General features: G+C 56.0%; 14 protein-coding genes. 3 read left to right on the top strand and 11 right to left on the bottom strand.

Going from position 1 to position 17,609, the window contains the following annotated elements:
- Nucleotides 1–253 precede the first annotated feature (253 nt).
- The 9 genes from recC to rppH all read right to left on the bottom strand — a co-directional run bounded on the left by recC (nt 254) and on the right by rppH (nt 10,527).
- Nucleotides 254–3,625: an exodeoxyribonuclease V subunit gamma gene (recC, locus tag N6G83_RS38660; protein ID WP_211134359.1), complete on the bottom strand. Its 3,372-nt coding sequence runs from the start codon at nt 3,623–3,625 to the stop codon at nt 254–256.
- Between the two features lie 181 nt (nt 3,626–3,806).
- Nucleotides 3,807–4,163 carry a prepilin-type N-terminal cleavage/methylation domain-containing protein gene (locus N6G83_RS38665; RefSeq protein ID WP_211134378.1) on the bottom strand — a complete coding sequence of 119 codons (357 nt, stop codon included), beginning with the start codon at nt 4,161–4,163 and terminating at the stop codon, nt 3,807–3,809.
- Complete coding sequence (locus tag N6G83_RS38670; RefSeq protein WP_211134358.1) at nt 4,150–4,596, bottom strand: YgdB family protein; 447 nt, start codon at nt 4,594–4,596, stop codon at nt 4,150–4,152. The genes N6G83_RS38665 and N6G83_RS38670 overlap by 14 nt, the downstream gene beginning before the upstream one ends.
- Nucleotides 4,597–4,598: 2 nt before the next feature.
- Complete coding sequence (locus tag N6G83_RS38675) at nt 4,599–5,171, bottom strand: prepilin peptidase-dependent protein (RefSeq protein WP_211134357.1); 573 nt, start codon at nt 5,169–5,171, stop codon at nt 4,599–4,601.
- Entirely contained in the window at nt 5,159–5,662 is a 504-nt protein-coding gene (locus N6G83_RS38680) for a prepilin peptidase-dependent protein (RefSeq protein ID WP_211134377.1), read from the bottom strand. Before N6G83_RS38680 ends, N6G83_RS38675 begins: the two co-directional genes overlap by 13 nt.
- A 206-nt stretch (nt 5,663–5,868) precedes the next feature.
- Complete coding sequence (gene thyA, locus N6G83_RS38685; protein WP_024484282.1) at nt 5,869–6,663, bottom strand: thymidylate synthase; 795 nt, start codon at nt 6,661–6,663, stop codon at nt 5,869–5,871.
- A gap of 6 nt (nt 6,664–6,669) precedes the next feature.
- The gene (lgt, locus tag N6G83_RS38690; protein WP_024529473.1) at nt 6,670–7,542 is read right to left on the bottom strand and encodes a prolipoprotein diacylglyceryl transferase; all 873 of its coding nucleotides are present in this window, start codon (nt 7,540–7,542) and stop codon (nt 6,670–6,672) included.
- Between the two features lie 195 nt (nt 7,543–7,737).
- The gene (ptsP, locus tag N6G83_RS38695) at nt 7,738–9,987 is read right to left on the bottom strand and encodes a phosphoenolpyruvate--protein phosphotransferase (RefSeq protein ID WP_024484280.1); all 2,250 of its coding nucleotides are present in this window, start codon (nt 9,985–9,987) and stop codon (nt 7,738–7,740) included.
- A 12-nt stretch (nt 9,988–9,999) separates the two neighbouring features.
- Nucleotides 10,000–10,527 (bottom strand): RNA pyrophosphohydrolase, encoded by a 528-nt coding sequence (gene rppH, locus N6G83_RS38700; RefSeq protein WP_021179868.1) that lies wholly within the window; start codon nt 10,525–10,527, stop codon nt 10,000–10,002.
- 696 nt (nt 10,528–11,223) lie between these two features.
- Here rppH and mutH point away from each other — a divergent pair.
- From mutH to N6G83_RS38715, 3 genes are all read left to right on the top strand, one after another.
- Nucleotides 11,224–11,904: a DNA mismatch repair endonuclease MutH gene (gene mutH / locus N6G83_RS38705; protein ID WP_211134356.1), complete on the top strand. Its 681-nt coding sequence runs from the start codon at nt 11,224–11,226 to the stop codon at nt 11,902–11,904.
- Nucleotides 11,905–12,030: 126 nt separating this feature from the next.
- Complete coding sequence (locus N6G83_RS38710; RefSeq protein ID WP_021179865.1) at nt 12,031–12,249, top strand: YgdI/YgdR family lipoprotein; 219 nt, start codon at nt 12,031–12,033, stop codon at nt 12,247–12,249.
- 234 nt (nt 12,250–12,483) lie between these two features.
- Nucleotides 12,484–13,524 carry an NADP(H)-dependent aldo-keto reductase gene (locus N6G83_RS38715; protein WP_024529471.1) on the top strand — a complete coding sequence of 347 codons (1,041 nt, stop codon included), beginning with the start codon at nt 12,484–12,486 and terminating at the stop codon, nt 13,522–13,524.
- A gap of 459 nt (nt 13,525–13,983) precedes the next feature.
- Here the strand turns inward: N6G83_RS38715 and lplT are convergent, their stop codons facing one another.
- Nucleotides 13,984–15,174 (bottom strand): lysophospholipid transporter LplT, encoded by a 1,191-nt coding sequence (gene lplT / locus N6G83_RS38720; protein WP_211134355.1) that lies wholly within the window; start codon nt 15,172–15,174, stop codon nt 13,984–13,986.
- On the bottom strand, nt 15,174–17,327 hold the full coding sequence (gene aas, locus N6G83_RS38725) for a bifunctional acyl-ACP--phospholipid O-acyltransferase/long-chain-fatty-acid--ACP ligase (RefSeq protein WP_211134354.1): 2,154 nt from the start codon (nt 17,325–17,327) through the stop codon (nt 15,174–15,176). Before aas ends, lplT begins: the two co-directional genes overlap by 1 nt.
- Between the last annotated feature and the right edge of the window lie 282 nt (nt 17,328–17,609).

Below are 17,609 nucleotides of genomic sequence, written 5' to 3' on the forward strand. Positions count from 1 at the left end.
TCCCTGACGGTGACAGCATGGTGCAAAATGACACAACCGGAAGCGATGCCCAATGAAATTCAATTTCTAACTCAAAGCATTACGGTTTTAAACACTCAACTCACTATAGCCCACATCGTTGGGGGCGTAACGTACGCCACGTCTACAACGTATATGCCTATACGTTATGTAAGACCAGACTTAACCTCAATGGTTGAGTATAAAAGCGTAAAATTTTTATCATCTCACTGCGACCTGTATCACCGAGGGGGTGTTACCCCAGGTTATTGCGGGCCACGGGCAGCAGGTAACGCTCTGTTTCTTTCAGGATTTGTTCAAGGCGAACATTATCCATTTGGCGGAAAACGCGCTGGGTATAGGGATCTGCCCCCTCGCCCGGGATCCGCTGATCGCCCTGCCAGGCTTGCAGCAGCTTGGCACGCGCCTTGACCTGGACTTCTTCATCCCAGTCTATCTGCTGCGTTTGCGCCTGATAACATTGGCTCAACCAGGCCCAGCCGCTTTTATTGAGCAGCATCAGCGGCTGCGACAGGCCACGGCGGTAGCCCGCCACTAGCTCTGCCAACTGCTGATGGGCCTCCTCGCTCGTAAGCGCAGCGAAGCGCCAGGCGGAATTCTTGCTGCCAAACATGCGGCTTTCGCCGCTACCACCAACGCAGCAATACACCAGGTGCTCCAGCCAAAGTAAGATACCGTCTACGGCCGAAAGCGTTGCTGGCCGCCAGCGTAGCAAGCCATCCTGCTGTACCTGATGCAGCCAACCGGTGATACGCATGCCCGCCACGTCGATATCCAGCTCCAGGCTGCCATTCTCCTGGCGCTGTTCACGCACCCGTTCGGCCAGCTCCGCCATTTCTTCCTGCTGCTTTTGCCAGTAAATCTCACCGAAAGCTCCGTAAGGTAATCCTCCCGATGCCCGTACCCGTTGGTATAACTTGCCGGCGTCCTCCCCCTCGATCAGCGTGTTCAGCAATTGGCTGTTGAACTGATAGCGGCTGAGGTTATCCAGCGTAAAAGGCTCGTCTTCCGGCAGTTCGGTCTCTTCCAGAATAAAGTTAACGCCAAGACGTAGCTGGAAGAAGGCACGGATTGGATGGCGGTAAAAACGGAGTAGTTCATCAAGAGAAACCTGGGTTTTCTCTTCCACCGCCAGCGGTTGATTAAATTCCGGATGTGCAGCACCACGACCATCGGCAGCGGCCAACCATTCCGCCGCATAGCTTTGATCTTCACTCCCCGGCAGGAAGTTTTCCGCAGCAAAGGGCATGCGGGCATGGCGTTTAAGCAAGTGCTCACCGACCCTGCGTGCGCTGCCGTCCGCATCCAGCCCTTCATCGCCGGGCAAGCAATAGCTTTGCTGCAGATATTCCAACAGTTCAGTGACCAATACGGAAGGATAGCGCTCGCTGTTGTCCTGAATGGAACGGCCAATAAAGCTGATATATAGCTGCTGCTGGGCAGAGAGGATCGCCTCCAGGAACAGGTAGCGGTCATCGTCACGGCGGCTGCGATCGCCCCGCTTAATCTGCTGCGCCATCAGGTCAAACCCCAGCGGCGGCAAGGTGCGAGGGTAGACACCGTCGTTCATGCCCAGCAGGCAGACCACCTTGAACGGAATGGAACGCATGGGCATCAGGGTACAAAAGTTGATCTGGCCGGCCAGGAAACGCTGGCTGATGCGTTGCTGATCGAGCCGTGCGGCCAGTTCATCGCGCAGCAGCGTCAACGGCACGGCGTCGGGATAGCGTGCCGCCAGGCCAAAGCTGGCCACTTTCTGCCACTGCTCTTCGATCAGCGCCAACGCCTCTTCCGTTTCGCTGTCCGTCTCAAAGAAGCTATTGAGCAGTTGGCGGCACAGCGGCAGCCATTCGGCTAACGGCCGCTCTTCGCTGAGGATTTGCCGCCAACGGCTGAGTTGTGCCAGCAGATCGGCCAGTTGCCCGGCCAGTTCGGCCACTAATCCACTCGATTCATCGTAAGGTAATACGCCCTGCCAATCTCCGGCATTACTGTCCATGGCGTAGCCCAGCAGCATCCGCGTCAGGCCAAACCGCCAGGTATGCTGCCCGGTTGCGGGCAGATCCAGCTCACGCACGTTGTCATCATCCAACCCCCAACGTACCCCGGATTCGCCAGTCCAGTGGCGTAACAGGCTTAACCCCTCTTCCTGAATCGAGAAACGCGCCGCTAACGCGGGCACGTCCAACAGCGCCAATACCTGCTCTGAGGTAAAACGGCTTTGCGGCAGATCAAGCAAGGAAATAAAGGCTTGTAGCGCGGGATGCGCCTGCCTGGCCTTACGATCGGAAATGGCAAACGGCAGATAGCGCCCGGCGGGCGCATTGCCAAACACCGCCTGAATATACGGGGTGTAGCTGTCGATATCCGCCACCATCACGATGATGTCGCGCGCGGTAAGGTGGGGATCTTCTGCCAGCATTGCCAGCAACCGATCGTGCAGCACCTCGACTTCGCGCTGCGGGCTATGGCAGGCATGAAGACTGATGGAGCGATCCTGCGGATCGAGCTGGCGCTTATTGTCACTGCGCTCCAGGGTTTCTGGCGTGGTGCCGATCAGTGCGTGATCTTCCAGCTCCAGCATGTCGTGCTGAATAGCGTGCAGCAAGCTATCTGCCGGGATCTCGACAAAGGCATCCACTTCCTGCACCGCCTCCATCTGCGACAGTAAATACAGATGATCGCGCCCCAGCTTCCCCCAGGAAGCCAACAGCGGGTTACTCAGCTGTTGCTCACCCTCGGCATCAAATAGTTGGGCGGCCTGTTCTGGCTGACGGAACAAGCCTTGCTCGCGTGCCTGGTGATAGTGACGGCGTTTACGGCTCTGCAAACGGGCCAGGAAGGCGTAGTCCTGAATGTCACCCCAGTAATAGCGGCAAGGGTTGGTAAACATCAGATGGATATCAATATGTTTACCCAAAGCCTGCAGCGCTTCCAGATAGATTGGCGGCAAGGCAGAAATCCCGCAGATAAATACCCGTGGCGGCAACCCCGCAGGGCATTGAGTGGCATTCTCCAGCGCGCTGATAAACCGGCGATACAAGTTGGCGCGGTGCCATTCGGGCTGGCCCAGCTCGTGGGTATATTCCACCAACCGATGCCACAGAGGAGCTTGCCAGCTTTGCGCCTCTGCCAGCCCTTCGACCACCTCCCCACGCTGCCAACTCTCCAGCCACTGCGGGCGATAAACCAGATATTGGTCAAACAGATCGGCAACGCGCCCGGCGAGCTGGTGGATCTTGCGCTTGTCGGCGTCATCGGTCAGGTAATGCTGTAGGGGAGCAAACTCGGGCCGGGTCAGCATGCCTGGTAGCAGCCACATCAGCTTCCAAGTCATGGCATCTTTGCTAAAGGCGCTCTCTTTGGGAATACCGGGCAATACCTTGGTAAACATGTCCCAGATAAAGGTCGCCGGGAGCGGGAAAACGATATTCGCGGCAATGCCAAACTGCTCGGCCAGCTGCATCTGCAACCACTGCGCCATACCGGGGCTTTGCACCAGCACCACTTCCTGTTGAAACGGATCGGCCAAAGGTTCTCTGGCTATCAGCGCGCTGGTCAGCGTTTTCAGCAAGTCCAACTGATTGGAATGATAAACCGTAAACATGAGGCTCCTTGGAAGCGTAAAAGGGCATTACCAACTACTGACTCAACGTCCCCTCACCCTAACCCAAAGGGAGAGGGAACCGATCGAGAACACCTCGACCAATATAGAGAGGGATATCGATCAAGACGACTGACAAACCTCACCGGCCCACTACATAGGGGCACTACATGTAAGGCCCGCGCTACAGCCCGCAATACCAACGGCTGAGTTCAACCTGTTGCTGCAGCGGCGTTTGTATTTTCACCGTGCGCTTCAGGCATGAGCCTTGCGCCTGGAGGGTTTCGACTTGGTAATGCCAATTAGGCGGTAGCGATATGGCATGGGTTATTTCAGCTCCAGCACTGAATATTTCCAGCTGTTGGTGCGCCAGCGACCAGGCCTGTCGATATTGCCACTGCCGTTGAAAAGCCTGCAACAGCACCTGCTGATATTGTAACAGCCCTAGCAGCGAGACGGCGAACAACAATGCCGCGATCAACACTTCAGGCAGGCTGAACCCCCGTTGAGTTCGCCAGCCAGCTCGTTTATTCAGCACAATCGCTTTCCCGCTTTTCCGGGCAAAAATCCAGCCAGCCGCCTTTTTGCGCTTTCAGCAGGTGGCCGCCAGCCCCGCCTTGTTGTGTAGCCAGTTGGTATAGCCACAAGGGCTCAGATCCCGCAATATCCCCAGCCCCACGAACCATCACCAAACCGGTACGGGCAGAGAGCCGAGCGCAGGCTTGCAGCGCCTCGCCGCTTATCTGCTGACAGGACCAATGGTTCGCCTGTAGAGACTCCCGTGGCCACGACTGCGCCAGCCCCCAGCTTAGTGCCGAAGCCGCCTGGTTATAGGCCCGCAGGTAACGTTGCTGATCGACAGCCAGCAATAGCGCGCTGTCCAATTGCCGCTGCTGGGCGGTGAGCAGCATCAGCCCCATTACCAGCAACAGCATCACCGCAGCCAATGTGCTGCCCCCCTGCTGCCTATCCATCTCTAGGGTGCCTCCATGCTAACCGCCCACTCCAGGCGGCGTTCTATATTTGCCCGCACCGTTGAGCGGCCACTTAGGGCAAACAACATCAAGGATTTGCCATCGCGCCCTGCAATCTGGCTGACAGAAAAAGACTCAATCCGGACCTCTTCCTGATCGAGCAAACGTTCCCAGCCACTGCCTTGGCACTGGATCACGCCGCTTTGCCCCTCCAGCCCACCGGCCCGCAGGCGGTAACCAAAATACTCGGCATCGCCACCGCTGTCCCAGTTGCCATTGCGGTCAAGATCGTAGGCCACGATCACACAGCTGCCCGGCGCTTCCCCTGCCGCTTGGCTAATCCGCAGCGAACGCCCCTGACACTGCCCTGCACAAAACCCGCTACGGCGCAGATCCTTTTCAATCCCGAAAGCCAGCTGGCGTAACACCAGATCCAACCGATAATGACGGCCCATATCAACCGTCTGCTGACGCAGTATCGGTAAGGTTTTCGCTGCCGCCAATGCTATCAGGCTGCCGAAAGTCATCGCCAGCAGCACCTCCGGCAGGGTAAAGCCTGGTTCTAAGGTTCGCATAAGGGCAGGCTCCGGATGGCGGTTTCTTCGCTGCACAGACGCAGTCGCCCTTTGGCGGAGAGCACCAGACGTATGCGGCCAGCATGATTGCCTAGCAGAATATGCCCGGCCTGGGCATTGTTGCGCACCCCATAAAATCCCATCTCCTTTTGGGTATAACCTTGTAGCTCCACATCCAGGTGTTCTGGGGTAAAGGCCCGGTCCGCCAGTGCAGTACAGGATGCCACCTGCGGGCCGCTGCCTATGCACCAGATTTTGCCTGGCCGAAACCACAATAAAGCGTTGCGGTTATGCCAGTTGGCATCGGCCTGTAAGCGCGTTAAAAATGCCAGCAGTTGCTGGGCAGTCTGCTCCAACCGCAGCGCCTGTTGATAGTGATACCACTGGCTAACCCCCCAAGAGGTCAGCATCCCCGCCAGAACCATCACGATCATCAGTTCGATCAGCGTCAGGCCTTGCTGGTGTTCGGGGCTATTTTTATATCGGTTCATACGGCGAGTGTAATCGGCCAGAGGCACGATGAAAGGCACCTTTTCTCAGGCTGGCAAATGATGCGCAGAATTTTTAGTTAGCAGGTAACAAGCTGGGGGAAATTGAGTACGGCTTCGCATTTTTGGCAATGCAGCACGGGCGCAGCATGTGGCGCGCCAACTTTCAGCGGGATTAAGAAAGAGGGCCGGATACGACCCTCAGCAAATCAGATAGCGACAGGAGCCTTGATCGGCGGGTGCGGATCGTAGCCTTCAATCTCAAAATCTTCAAAGCGGTAATCAAACAGCGAAGCTGGCTTGCGTTTGATCACCAGCTTAGGCAACGCACGCGGTTCGCGGGTTAATTGCAGCTGCGTCTGCTCCATGTGGTTGCTATACAGATGGGTGTCACCACCGGTCCAGACGAAATCGCCCACTTCCAGATCGCACTGTTGCGCCATCATATGGACTAGCAACGCATAGCTGGCAATGTTGAACGGCAGGCCCAGGAACACGTCGCACGAGCGCTGATACAGCTGGCAAGAGAGTTTGCCGTCCGCCACATAGAACTGGAAGAAGGCATGGCACGGTGCCAGAGCCATCTTATCCAGCTCACCCACGTTCCAGGCAGAAACGATAATACGGCGCGAGTCCGGGTCCTGTTTCAGCTGTTGCAACACGGTGCTTAGCTGGTCAATCTGGCGACCATCCGCCGCCCCCCAGGCACGCCATTGCTTGCCATAGACCGGGCCAAGGTCGCCGTTTTCATCGGCCCATTCGTCCCAGATACTGACGTTGTTTTCGCGCAGATACGCCACGTTGGTATCGCCGTTCAGGAACCACAGCAGCTCATGAATGATCGACCGCAGGTGGCATTTCTTGGTGGTCACCAACGGGAAGCCTTCCTGCAGGTTGAAACGCATCTGGTGGCCGAAAATCGACAACGTGCCAGTGCCGGTACGGTCGGCTTTAGGGGTGCCCTCGGCGAGCACTTTGTTCATCAAATCCAGATACTGTTTCATTTTTCCTCACGACTGTTGTTGCTGTGGACGACGACGATACGCCCAGATCATCATAATAATACCGGCGAGCACCATCGGCACGGACAGGATTTGCCCCATGCTGATCACCCCGTCAAACAGGCCAAGCTGGGCATCCGGCTGGCGGAACGCTTCGACGATAATGCGGAATGTGCCATAGCCAATCAGGAACAGGCCCGAAACGGCCCCCATCGGACGTGGTTTGCGGATGAACAGGTTCAGAATGATAAACAGCACGATGCCTTCCAGCACCATTTCATACAGCTGCGACGGATGACGTGGCAACACGCCATATTCATTGAGCAGCGGCAGCAGTTGAGGATTGGCGGCAGCGATGGCGATATCTTCCGTACGCGAGCTTGGGAACAGCATCGCCCAAGGTGTATCGGTAGTGACACGCCCCCACAGCTCACCGTTGATAAAGTTGCCCAGGCGGCCAGCGCCAAGACCAAACGGGATCAGTGGGGCAATAAAATCAGAGACCTGGAAGAAGTTGCGCTTGGTACGACGGGCAAACCACAGCATCACCGCGATCACGCCAATCAGGCCGCCGTGGAATGACATACCGCCATCCCAGACTTTGAACAGGTAGAGCGGGTTATCCAGGAACAGCGGCAGGTTGTAGAACAATACATAACCGACACGGCCACCGATAAAGACCCCAAGGAAACCGGCATACAGCATGTTTTCCACTTCGTCTTTGGTCCAACCGCTACCGGGCTTGTTCGCGCGGCGTACCGCCAACCACATGGCAAAAACAAAGCCAACCAGGTACATCAAACCATACCAGTGCAAAGAGACCGGGCCGATAGAGAAAATCACCGGATCAAATTTTGGAAACGCCAGATAGCTAGTGCTCATCTATCACCACAATATGTCTGTTATTCATCCCCAAACGGGGGCGGCAGGTGCCAAACGCGGTGCAAAACCCGTGCAACGGGAGCACCGCATTGAGATGGCGCATCATAACATAGGCTTAACCACGTCCGGGCTCACCGGCCGGGAAAAGTTCTGTAAAAAAATAGGTCTACGCTTAACGGGCTGGGCAACGCCCAATCAACGGCCGCCGCGGATCAACCCCCCCATGCCGCGCCGTTCCATAAACGCCGCTACCTGGTGACGAACCTCGGTGGTCATCTGGGCGCTCAATACCCGCTGGGCCAGCCCTTGAGCGTCTTCCAGTTCGATATGGCGCAACAGATATTTGATTCGTGCGACGCTGCGCCCGTTCATGCTCAGATTGCGGTAACCCATTCCCACCAGCAGCAGAGCGCCCATCGGGTCGCCCGCCAGTTCACCGCACAGGCTGACCTGCAGACCGGCCGCCGTCCCCTGCTCGATGATCAATTTCAGTACCTGCAGCATGGCTGGATGCAGGCTGTCATACAGCGAGGCAACGCGGGTGTTATTACGATCCACCGCCAGCAGGTACTGAGTTAAATCGTTGGTTCCCACCGAGATAAAATCGACGCGAGCGGCCAGATAAGGGATCAGGAAGATCATCGACGGCACTTCCAGCATTACGCCGATCCGCGGTTTGGGAATATCGTATCCCAGCATCTCTTCCACTTCTCGCCCGGCGCGATCGATCAGGCGTTTGGCCTCGTCGATCTCTTCCAGGCTGGTGATCATTGGCAACAGGATCCCCAGATTGCCGGTTCCCGCATTGGCACGCAGCATGGCACGCACCTGGATCAGGAAGATTTCTGGCTGATCCAGCGTAATGCGGATCCCCCGCCAACCAAGGCACGGGTTTTCCTCGCTGATCGGCATGTAGGGCAGTTGTTTATCAGCACCGATATCCAGCGTACGCAGCGTTACCGGCTTATGCGGATAGAAGAGTTGCAGCATGCCCTGATATTGCGCCACCTGCTCCTCTTCCGACGGGAAGCCGCTTTGCAGCATGAACGGGATCTCGGTACGGTACAGGCCAACGCCATCCACGCGCGCACCCAGCAGTTGTTCATGTTCCGGGCTAAGGCCAGCGTTCAGCATCACCTGGATCCGCTCACCGCTTTTCAGCTCTGCGGGCTGTTCAACGTCGTCTTCTGCCAGCTTGCTGAGCTCCTGCTCTTCGCTGATCAGACGTTGATATTCCTTCACCAGCACCGGTTCCGGATCGACCAGCAGCTCGCCGCGATAGCCATCAACAATCAGCATTCGCTGGGCCAACAGCGCAGGCTGGATGTCTGCCCCCATCACCGTTGGCACACCCATGGCCCGCACCAGGATCGCGGCATGGGAGTTGGCAGCACCGTCCCGCACTACCACGCCAGCCAGGCGATCCTGCGGTACTTCGGCCAATAGGGTCGCCGTCAGCTCATCGGCGACCAGCACAAAACGGGCTGGCCATTGGCTGGCCCCTTGGGTGGTATCGTCGAGGTGGAATAGCAGGCGTTGGCCAAGCGCGCGCAGATCGCTGGCACGCTCGCGCATATAGGTATCTTGCAAGGTCGCAAACTGGGCTGCGAAGGCTTCAATCACCTGTTTTACCGCCCATTCGGCCACCGAACCGGCATCGATCTCCGCGTACAGTTCACGTTTGAGGCGAGCATCGTTGAGCAGGTGGGAATAGAGATCGAAGATCGCCGCGCTCTCTTTTTGCGAGCTGGCGCTAAAACGCTTACTGAAGCGGCGGAACTCTGCTCCAGCCTCTTCCAACGCCTGTGTCAGGCGTTCGCGCTCGCTGACGGTATCCAGCGTGGAGGCTTTATACACCTGATCGAGTGAAGGCTGGCTACTATCTAACCAGCCCTCCGCCACCGCCACGCCAGGAGCCGCAGCCAGCGCCCGAATGCGGGTCTGGCGATACTGGCCAAAAATGGCGTTTAGCTGTGATAACGAGAGGATCCCGGCCATTTGGGTAGCCAAGGTAACCATGAAGGATTCTTCGCTTTCATCAAACTGGCGCAGTTCACGTTGCTGCACCACCAACACGCCAAGCAGCTGGCGGCGATGAATGATCGGCACGCCAAGGAAGGATCGGAAACGATCCTCTTTGACCTGCGGAATATATTTGAAGCTGGGATGGCTTTGGGCATCCGCCAGGTTGATCGGCTCCGCCCGCCGCCCGACCAGGCCGACGATGCCTTCGTCAAAGGCCAGGGCAATAGTGCGTCCACGGGGCTTTTTCAACCCGCGCGTCGCCATCAGGTAATAACAGCGGCGGTCGTTGTCTGCCAGATAGATGGAGCAGACTTCGGTGTCCATCGCCAGACAGGTTTCATTGACCAAAAGATCCAGCGCATCTGTCAGACTGGCCGCCGCGGCCACTTTCTCAACAATTTCTCGCAAGCGCGTGAGCATAGTCGGTTTGACTTAACCTCTCTTTCGGCGATAAGCAGGAGGCTGCCGCTGTGCTGCCAGTTCCTGCATTGGCATGACGGTTGCGGCAAACTCTTTCATAACCCGGCGGTACACGTCGCGTTTAAACGACACCACCTGGCGCACCGGATACCAGAAACTCACCCAGCGCCAGCCGTCAAACTCAGGCGTACTGCTGCGCTGCATGTTGATATCCGCGTCATTGCACATTAACTGCAGCAGAAACCATTTCTGCTTTTGGCCGATACAAACCGGCTTTGTGTCCCAACGCACCAAACGTTTTGGCAATTTATAGCGCAACCAGTTGCGGGTAGAGGCCAGGATACGCACATCCTTTTTACTCAGCCCCACTTCTTCGAACAGCTCACGGTACATCGCCTGCTCAGGCGTTTCGCCAGGGTTTATTCCCCCTTGGGGAAACTGCCAGGAGTGCTGACCGTAACGGCGGGCCCATAGGACCTGCCCCTGACGATTACAGATTACGATACCAACATTCGGGCGGTAGCCATCATCATCGATCACCGGACTACCTCGATAAGCATAAATTCGTATTGATAACCTGATTGTTTCACACAAGCCACAGGCGGTAAACCACTGCTTTGCAACGCCGTCGCTCGAATAACATTGGGATAACTCACAGATAATGGCAAAGTTATAAACATGTAACGAGGTTCGAGGGCGGTTTTATTCACTTTTTCTGTGGATAGGTGTGTGAAGAACTCTAGGGATAAGCCGGGAAAACTCGATTGAACTTAAAATATGCCGTATTTTCAATTTTTAATTATTCCTTTAAATACAATACAGTAATAGCTAAAAAGCAGTTATGAACAGGGTAAAAATGTGATCTATGCACGCTTTGGATCTTTCTCTGGTGAAAGATCCACCAATGCGGATTTTATCCACAGATTATTATACCCGGTGACCTATAAAACCGCCAAATTCGTAAAAAATGCCCCGCGTCAAGGCTGTAAATCAAACCAGTGATCGGTAAAAAGTTGGGTTATCCCAGAAATCTGTGGATAAATAGGTGTAAGATCCTGTTTATTGTCGGTGGCTACAGGTGCACAACCCCGCACTGAAAATTTTCTACCGCGATTGGGTAGCCAAAAAGTCATGCAAAATCATGCTACTATTGTTGTTTTCCCCAGCCAGCTTTTCCCTTTTAAGGCTGTGAGTAAATTCGGTACGTTTTTTAACCACAATGCATAGGTCTGATTTATGGCGTGTTTATCCCCTCTGCCACCAGAAAACGAACAGCAATTATTAGCCCGTGCTCAGGCGCTGGCTGGCTTTAACCTTGGCGAACTGGCAGCCCGTGCGCAGGTCAGCATCCCCAAGGATCTCAAACGGGATAAAGGTTGGGTCGGCATGCTGCTGGAGCTATATCTGGGGGCCATGGCGGGCAGTAAACCTGAACAGGATTTCCCAGAGCTGGGCATTGAGTTGAAAACCATCCCGGTCGACGCCGCCGGTAACCCACTGGAAACCACTTTCGTCTGCGTAGCCCCACTGACAGGCAATAGCGGCGTCACTTGGGAAAGTAGCCACGTACGCCACAAACTGGCACGCGTACTATGGATCCCAGTGGAGGGCGAACGACAAATCCCGTTGGCACAGCGCCGCGTAGGTTGCCCGCTGCTGTGGCAGCCCAATCAGGAAGAAACCGAGATGCTGCGCCGGGATTGGGAGGAACTGATGGATCTTATCGTACTCGGCCAGGTTGAACGGATCACTGCCCGCCATGGCGAAGTGCTACAGCTGCGGCCAAAAGCGCCCAACAACAAGGCACTGACCGAAGCCACCGGCGAACAGGGCCAACCAATCCTGACCTTGCCGCGCGGCTTTTATCTGAAGAAAAACTTCACCCGGGCGCTGCTCGCCAGGCACTTTACGCTTTGATTAGCCCTCCGCCCTCTGATTTCACTGTCATTTTTCCTTACACAGATGGGATACGTCCGAAAGCCATCTTTGGCAGAGTTTGCTACCCTATTAAGACTATTATTCTCTGTATATAAGGTATTCGGCATGAAAAAGTGGGTAATGGCTATTTCCGCCCTGATGATGGTCGCCGGATTAGCAGGCTGTTCCAGCGACTATGTGATGGCCACCAAAGACGGCAATATGATCCTCACGCAGGGTAAGCCTAAAATCGATAAGGATACCGGCCTGATCAGCTATCAGGACGAGCAAGGCAACCAGCGCCAGATTAACGGCGATCAGGTCTCGCAGGTTATCGAACGTTAATCCCAGCCCCCGTATCATCCTGACCTCTGACGGATTATCAATCAGGGGTTTAGCCCGTCAGTTAAATACCCTATGGATTTCAAACTGCAGCTTGAAAGACGGCGGGTATAATCCTCTTCCACCATCTGCCACGCTTGGTTATAGTCAAGTAAGGCGTGTTACGCCGTTGGATCTCTGGCTTCTGTTTTACCGGGCATCACGCCCGTAAGCGCTAACATTGAAGGAAGGCCGTTAATGCAATACCACCGTATTCCCCACAGTTCTTTAGAAGTGAGCGTGCTGGGACTGGGCACCATGACCTTTGGCGAACAAAACAGCGAAGCCGATGCCCACGCACAGCTGGATTATGCATTAGCCGCTGGCATCAATCTGATTGATACCGCAGAGATGTATCCTGTGCCGCCGCGCCCGGAAACCCAAGGGCTGACAGAGCAGTACATTGGCAGTTGGATCAAGGCGCGCGGTAACCGCGATAAAATCGTGTTGGCAAGCAAGGTCTCCGGGCCGATTCGGGGTAATGACGCGGGCATTCGCCCACAGCAGGCGTTGGATCGCAAAAATATCCGCGCCGCCCTGGACGCCAGCCTGAAACGGTTAAATACCGATTATCTGGATCTGTACCAGCTACACTGGCCACAGCGCACCACCAACTGTTTCGGCAAGCTCAATTATCAGTACACCGATGAGAAGGCCACCATCCCGCTGCTGGAAACCCTGGAAGCGCTAACCGAGCAGGTCCGTGCCGGCAAAATTCGCTATATCGGCGTCTCTAACGAAACCCCTTGGGGCGTGATGCGCTATCTGCAACTGGCAGAAAAACACGAACTACCGCGTATCGTGTCGATCCAGAACCCCTACAGCCTGTTAAACCGCAGCTTTGAGATTGGTTTGGCAGAGATTAGCCAACATGAAGGCATCGAACTGTTAGCCTATTCCAGCCTGGCCTTCGGTACGCTGTCGGGTAAATACCTCAACGGTGCCAAACCAGCCGGGGCACGCAACACCCTGTTCAGCCGCTTTACCCGCTACTCTTCAGCCCAGAGCCAGGCGGCGATCGCCGAATACGTGGCGCTGGCGAAAAAGCACGGGCTGGATCCTTCACAGATGGCGCTGGCATTCGTGCGCCAGCAGCCGTTCGTTGCCAGCACCTTGCTGGGTGCCACCACACTGGAACAGTTGAAGATGAATATCGACAGTTTTGACGTGGTGCTGAACGAGGAGGTGTTGCAGGCCCTGGAGGAGATCCACAGCCGCTTCACCATTCCGGCGCCATAAATGCCCCTCACCCTGACCCTCTCCCACAGGGAGAGGGAACCGATCGAGTTCGATTTCGGTTGCAGAAATCTACCTGACCACCGCACCGAATCAGCTCTCTTTTATTGATCACGGTACCTGATTACGACACCATTCTCGCTTCCACAGGGGACCGAGAGTACTACTATTCAAGTTCTGTCTCTAACCTCAGCACCGCACCAACCTCATCACTTTTGGCAATGAGCGTTGAAACAGCCACAACCCTACCCCATACCCAACCATAACGCCGAATCAGCTCCCGCTCCCACTGGGGACCGAGAGTGCCACTATTCAAGTTCTGTCTCTAAACTCAGCACCGCACCAACCTCATCACTTTTGGCAATGAGCGTTGAAACAGCCACAACCCTACTCCATACCCAACCATAACGCCGAATCAGCTCCCTCTCCCTATGGGAGAGGGTTGGGGTGAGGGGACTATTGTTAGGCTTTCAAGCGGAATTGAGATATCCACAGTACGGTGATGGCAAGGCCGAACACGACGCCAAAACCGATCCCGACGCCGATCACCGGCACGCCTAATTTGACCACCAAAGAGTAGAGGCCAAGCATCAGCAGCATGGCGGTGTTTTCACCCAGGTTCTGTACCGCGATGGCATTCCCCGCCCCAACTGAGCGTTTGCCCCGCTCTTGCAGCAGCGCATTCAGCGGCACCACAAAGAAGCCCCCCAGCACACCAATCACCAGCAGTACGCCATAAGCATTCAGCATGCTGGTTTGCACGGCGAAGAAGGCCACGGCGATGCCGATCAGGATCCCGGCAGGCATACAGCGCTTAACCGTTTCCAGCGTCACAAAGCGGGCTGCCGCCCCGGCTCCGACTACAATACCTATTGCCACCATCGCGTTGAGCATGGTTGGCGTGGCGTTATCGCTAATGCCCAGCGCTACCGGTACCCACAACACCAGCAGGAAACGCAGGGTGACACCAGCGCCCCAGAACAGGCTGGTACCAATCAGTGAGAAACGGGTTTGGCCATCGCGCCACAGCACCACGCAAGCGTTGAAGAAAGTGCTCCCCATGACGCGTGGGTGCCAGGAGGCCACCTTGTGGGCAGCAGGCAAGCGCGGAATATAGAGGTTAGCGACGACTGCCGCGCCGTAAACCACGGCACACACCGCCAGTGCGGCCACGATATGCCAGTCTGCCAGCAGGCCACCGGCTACCGACCCCACCAGGATGGCAGCAATGGTGGAAGCCTCCATCAGACCGTTGGCCTTCACCAGCTTATCGCCGCTGGTGATCTCACCCAGGATGCCGTACTTCGCTGGTGAATAAGCCGCCGCCCCGATGCCGACCAGGGTATAGCCCAGGAACGGGTTCAGCCCAAAGCAGATCACCAGCGCACCGGCCAGCTTCAAGCCGTTGGCGACCATCATCACCTGGCCTTTGGAGAAGCTGTCGGCGATTTGGCCCACAAACGGAGCCAGGATGATATAGGTGGCCACGAAGGCCATTTGCAGTATCGGTTGGCTCCAATCGGGGTACATTTGCTGTTTGATCAGCGCCAGGGTCGCAAACAGCAAGGCGTTATCGCCGAAGGCCGAGAGAAACTGGGCACAGATCACCGCGATCATTGAACGTGACAGCAATGGGGAATCAGTTGCATTCATTATGCCTTCTCCGGCTGTTCAGCCATTTGGCGCAAAGTAACGAAATCCGGTTTGCCGCTGCCCAGTAACGGCAACGCCTTCACCAGGCGAATATCACGTGGCACCGCCAGCTCCGGGGTGCCCTGCTCACGAGCCACCCGCAGCAAGCTGTCACGGGTAATGCTTGCGTCGTTGGTGAACAACACCAGCGCTTCACCTTTGCTGCTGTCGCTTTTCACCGTGGCCGCATGCAGCCCTTCCGGTGACAGGCGCACTGCCAACTGTTCCACGCTCTCCAGCGAGATCATTTCCCCCGCCAGTTTGGCAAAGCGCTTCACGCGGCCACGAATAGTGCAATAACCCTGTTCGTCGAAGCTGACAATATCACCGGTATCGTACCAGCCGGCTTGCAGCACGCCGTTTTCGTCCTCGGCTGCCGGAGCTTCCAGTTCTCCTGGGCGCTCAACCCGCAGGTAGCCCTTCATGATGTTCGGGCCTTTCAATTGCAGACGGCCACCGTTATCGATCCCGGCCATCTTGATCAAACGTGCTTCCATCTGCGGCATAATGCGGCCTACGGTGCCAACTTTGGCCGCCAGAGGCACGTTGATCGACACTACCGGAGCACACTCCGTCACACCGTAGCCTTCTAAAATACGGATGCCGTATTTGTCCTGATAAATCTGTTTGGTGCTTTCGGCCAGCTTCTCGGCACCGGCCACCACATAGCGCAGGCGGGCAAAATCGTAAGGATGGGCGAAGCGGGCGTAGTTGTTGAGGAAGGTCGCCGTACCAAACAGCACGGTGCAGTTGCGGTCATAGACCAGTTCCGGCACCACGCGATAATGCAGCGGGCTTGGGTAAAGGAATACCCGGCTACCGGTCATCAACGGGGTGATCAACCCGACAGTCAGGCCGAAAGAGTGGAACAGCGGCAGCGAGGACATAAAGCGATCGCGCGGGGTGAAATCCGCAATGGTTCGGATCTGCTCTACGTTGGCCAGCAGGCTGGCATGGGAATGCACCACGCCCTTCGGATGGCCTTCCGAGCCGGAGGTAAACAAGATCAGCGCTGCATCTTCTGGCTGCTGTGGCACCATTGCCTTTTGTGGCTGGAACAGGTGACGCAGGACCCACAGCTTATCGTCGCGGGTGACGGTATCTTTCAAATCTTCCAGATAGACCCAGTTGGCTTCCGGCACCTGCTCTGGCAGGTGTGTCAGTTTGCCCTTTTCCAGGAACTGGCGCGAGGTGACGATGGTTTTAATGGTGGCCGCGGTCATCGCGCTTTTCAGCCCGTTCACGCCGGCGGTGTAATTGAGCATGGCCGGAATACGGCCCCGCAATGAAGCGCCAAAGATGGCGGCAGCGGTAATAGTGGCATTGGGCAACAGTAGGCCAACATGCTCTTTCGGCGCGGTAAAACGTTCCAGGATGCGGCTGACGCCCAGCGATTTTTTGAGCAGCGTATGATAGCTGTCTTCCTTGAAGCCCACGTCTTCGATGCAGGGCTTGAAGCGGCCATAACGATGCTGCGCGGCCAACAGCGCGCCGAACAAGGTTTGCGGTTTGAGGGTATCCATGCGCGCCTGCATCATGATCTGATGCAGCCTGTCACCGGCCAATTGCCGGCGTTGACTGGCTTTTGGCGCATCTGGCATAGGTAAAGTGGTTGGCGGCAGAATGCTGATGGTGGTCTGTGGGAAGGCGCGGAGTTTATACACCCCGGCCATACGGCCAAACACGCTGAACTCCGGGCCATCGATACGTACCGGCACGATGGTGGCACCAGATTTGGCGGCGATAAAGGCCGCCCCGTCGTAGATCTTCATCAATGAGCCGGTCACCGTAATGCGCCCTTCCGGGAACACCACGATCGGCCTGCCCTGCTCAACCATACGCACCAGATGCTTGATGGCCATCGGTTTGGTGGGATCCAGTGGCACAAAGTCGATATAAGGCTTCAGCCAGCGCATAAACCAACGTTCCGAAATGCTGGAGTAAACGGCAAACACCGGTTTGATCGGTAAGAACAACGCCAGCAGCGCGCCATCCATGAAAGAAACGTGATTCGGGGTGATCAGCAGTTTCTGCTGCTCAAAATGCCTGGCATCGCCTTCGACACGAACACGAAACATCAGGCGAAACAGTGCACGTAACACGGTATATATCATCCCACTCTCCCTCGGGGTTGATGGCCTTAAAAATTGTCTGAGGGAAGAATACTATACGGCAGGCAAAAAAAAACCTACGCATCCGCGTAGGTTGGTGCAATTGAAAATGGCTTCAACATACAGAGTATGCCGATTGCTCACCAATCAATACCTCTGGGACATTCAATTTACCCCGCCACGCCAAACTCTCACCAGCGGCCAATCGCAACAGTCAGGCGCAAAGTGTAACCAGCGATGTAGTTTTTCCTTTGATAGACATGGTTTTGAAACTATTGCAAAACC

The sequence above is a fragment of the Serratia sp. PL7 genome, assembly GCF_945957435.1.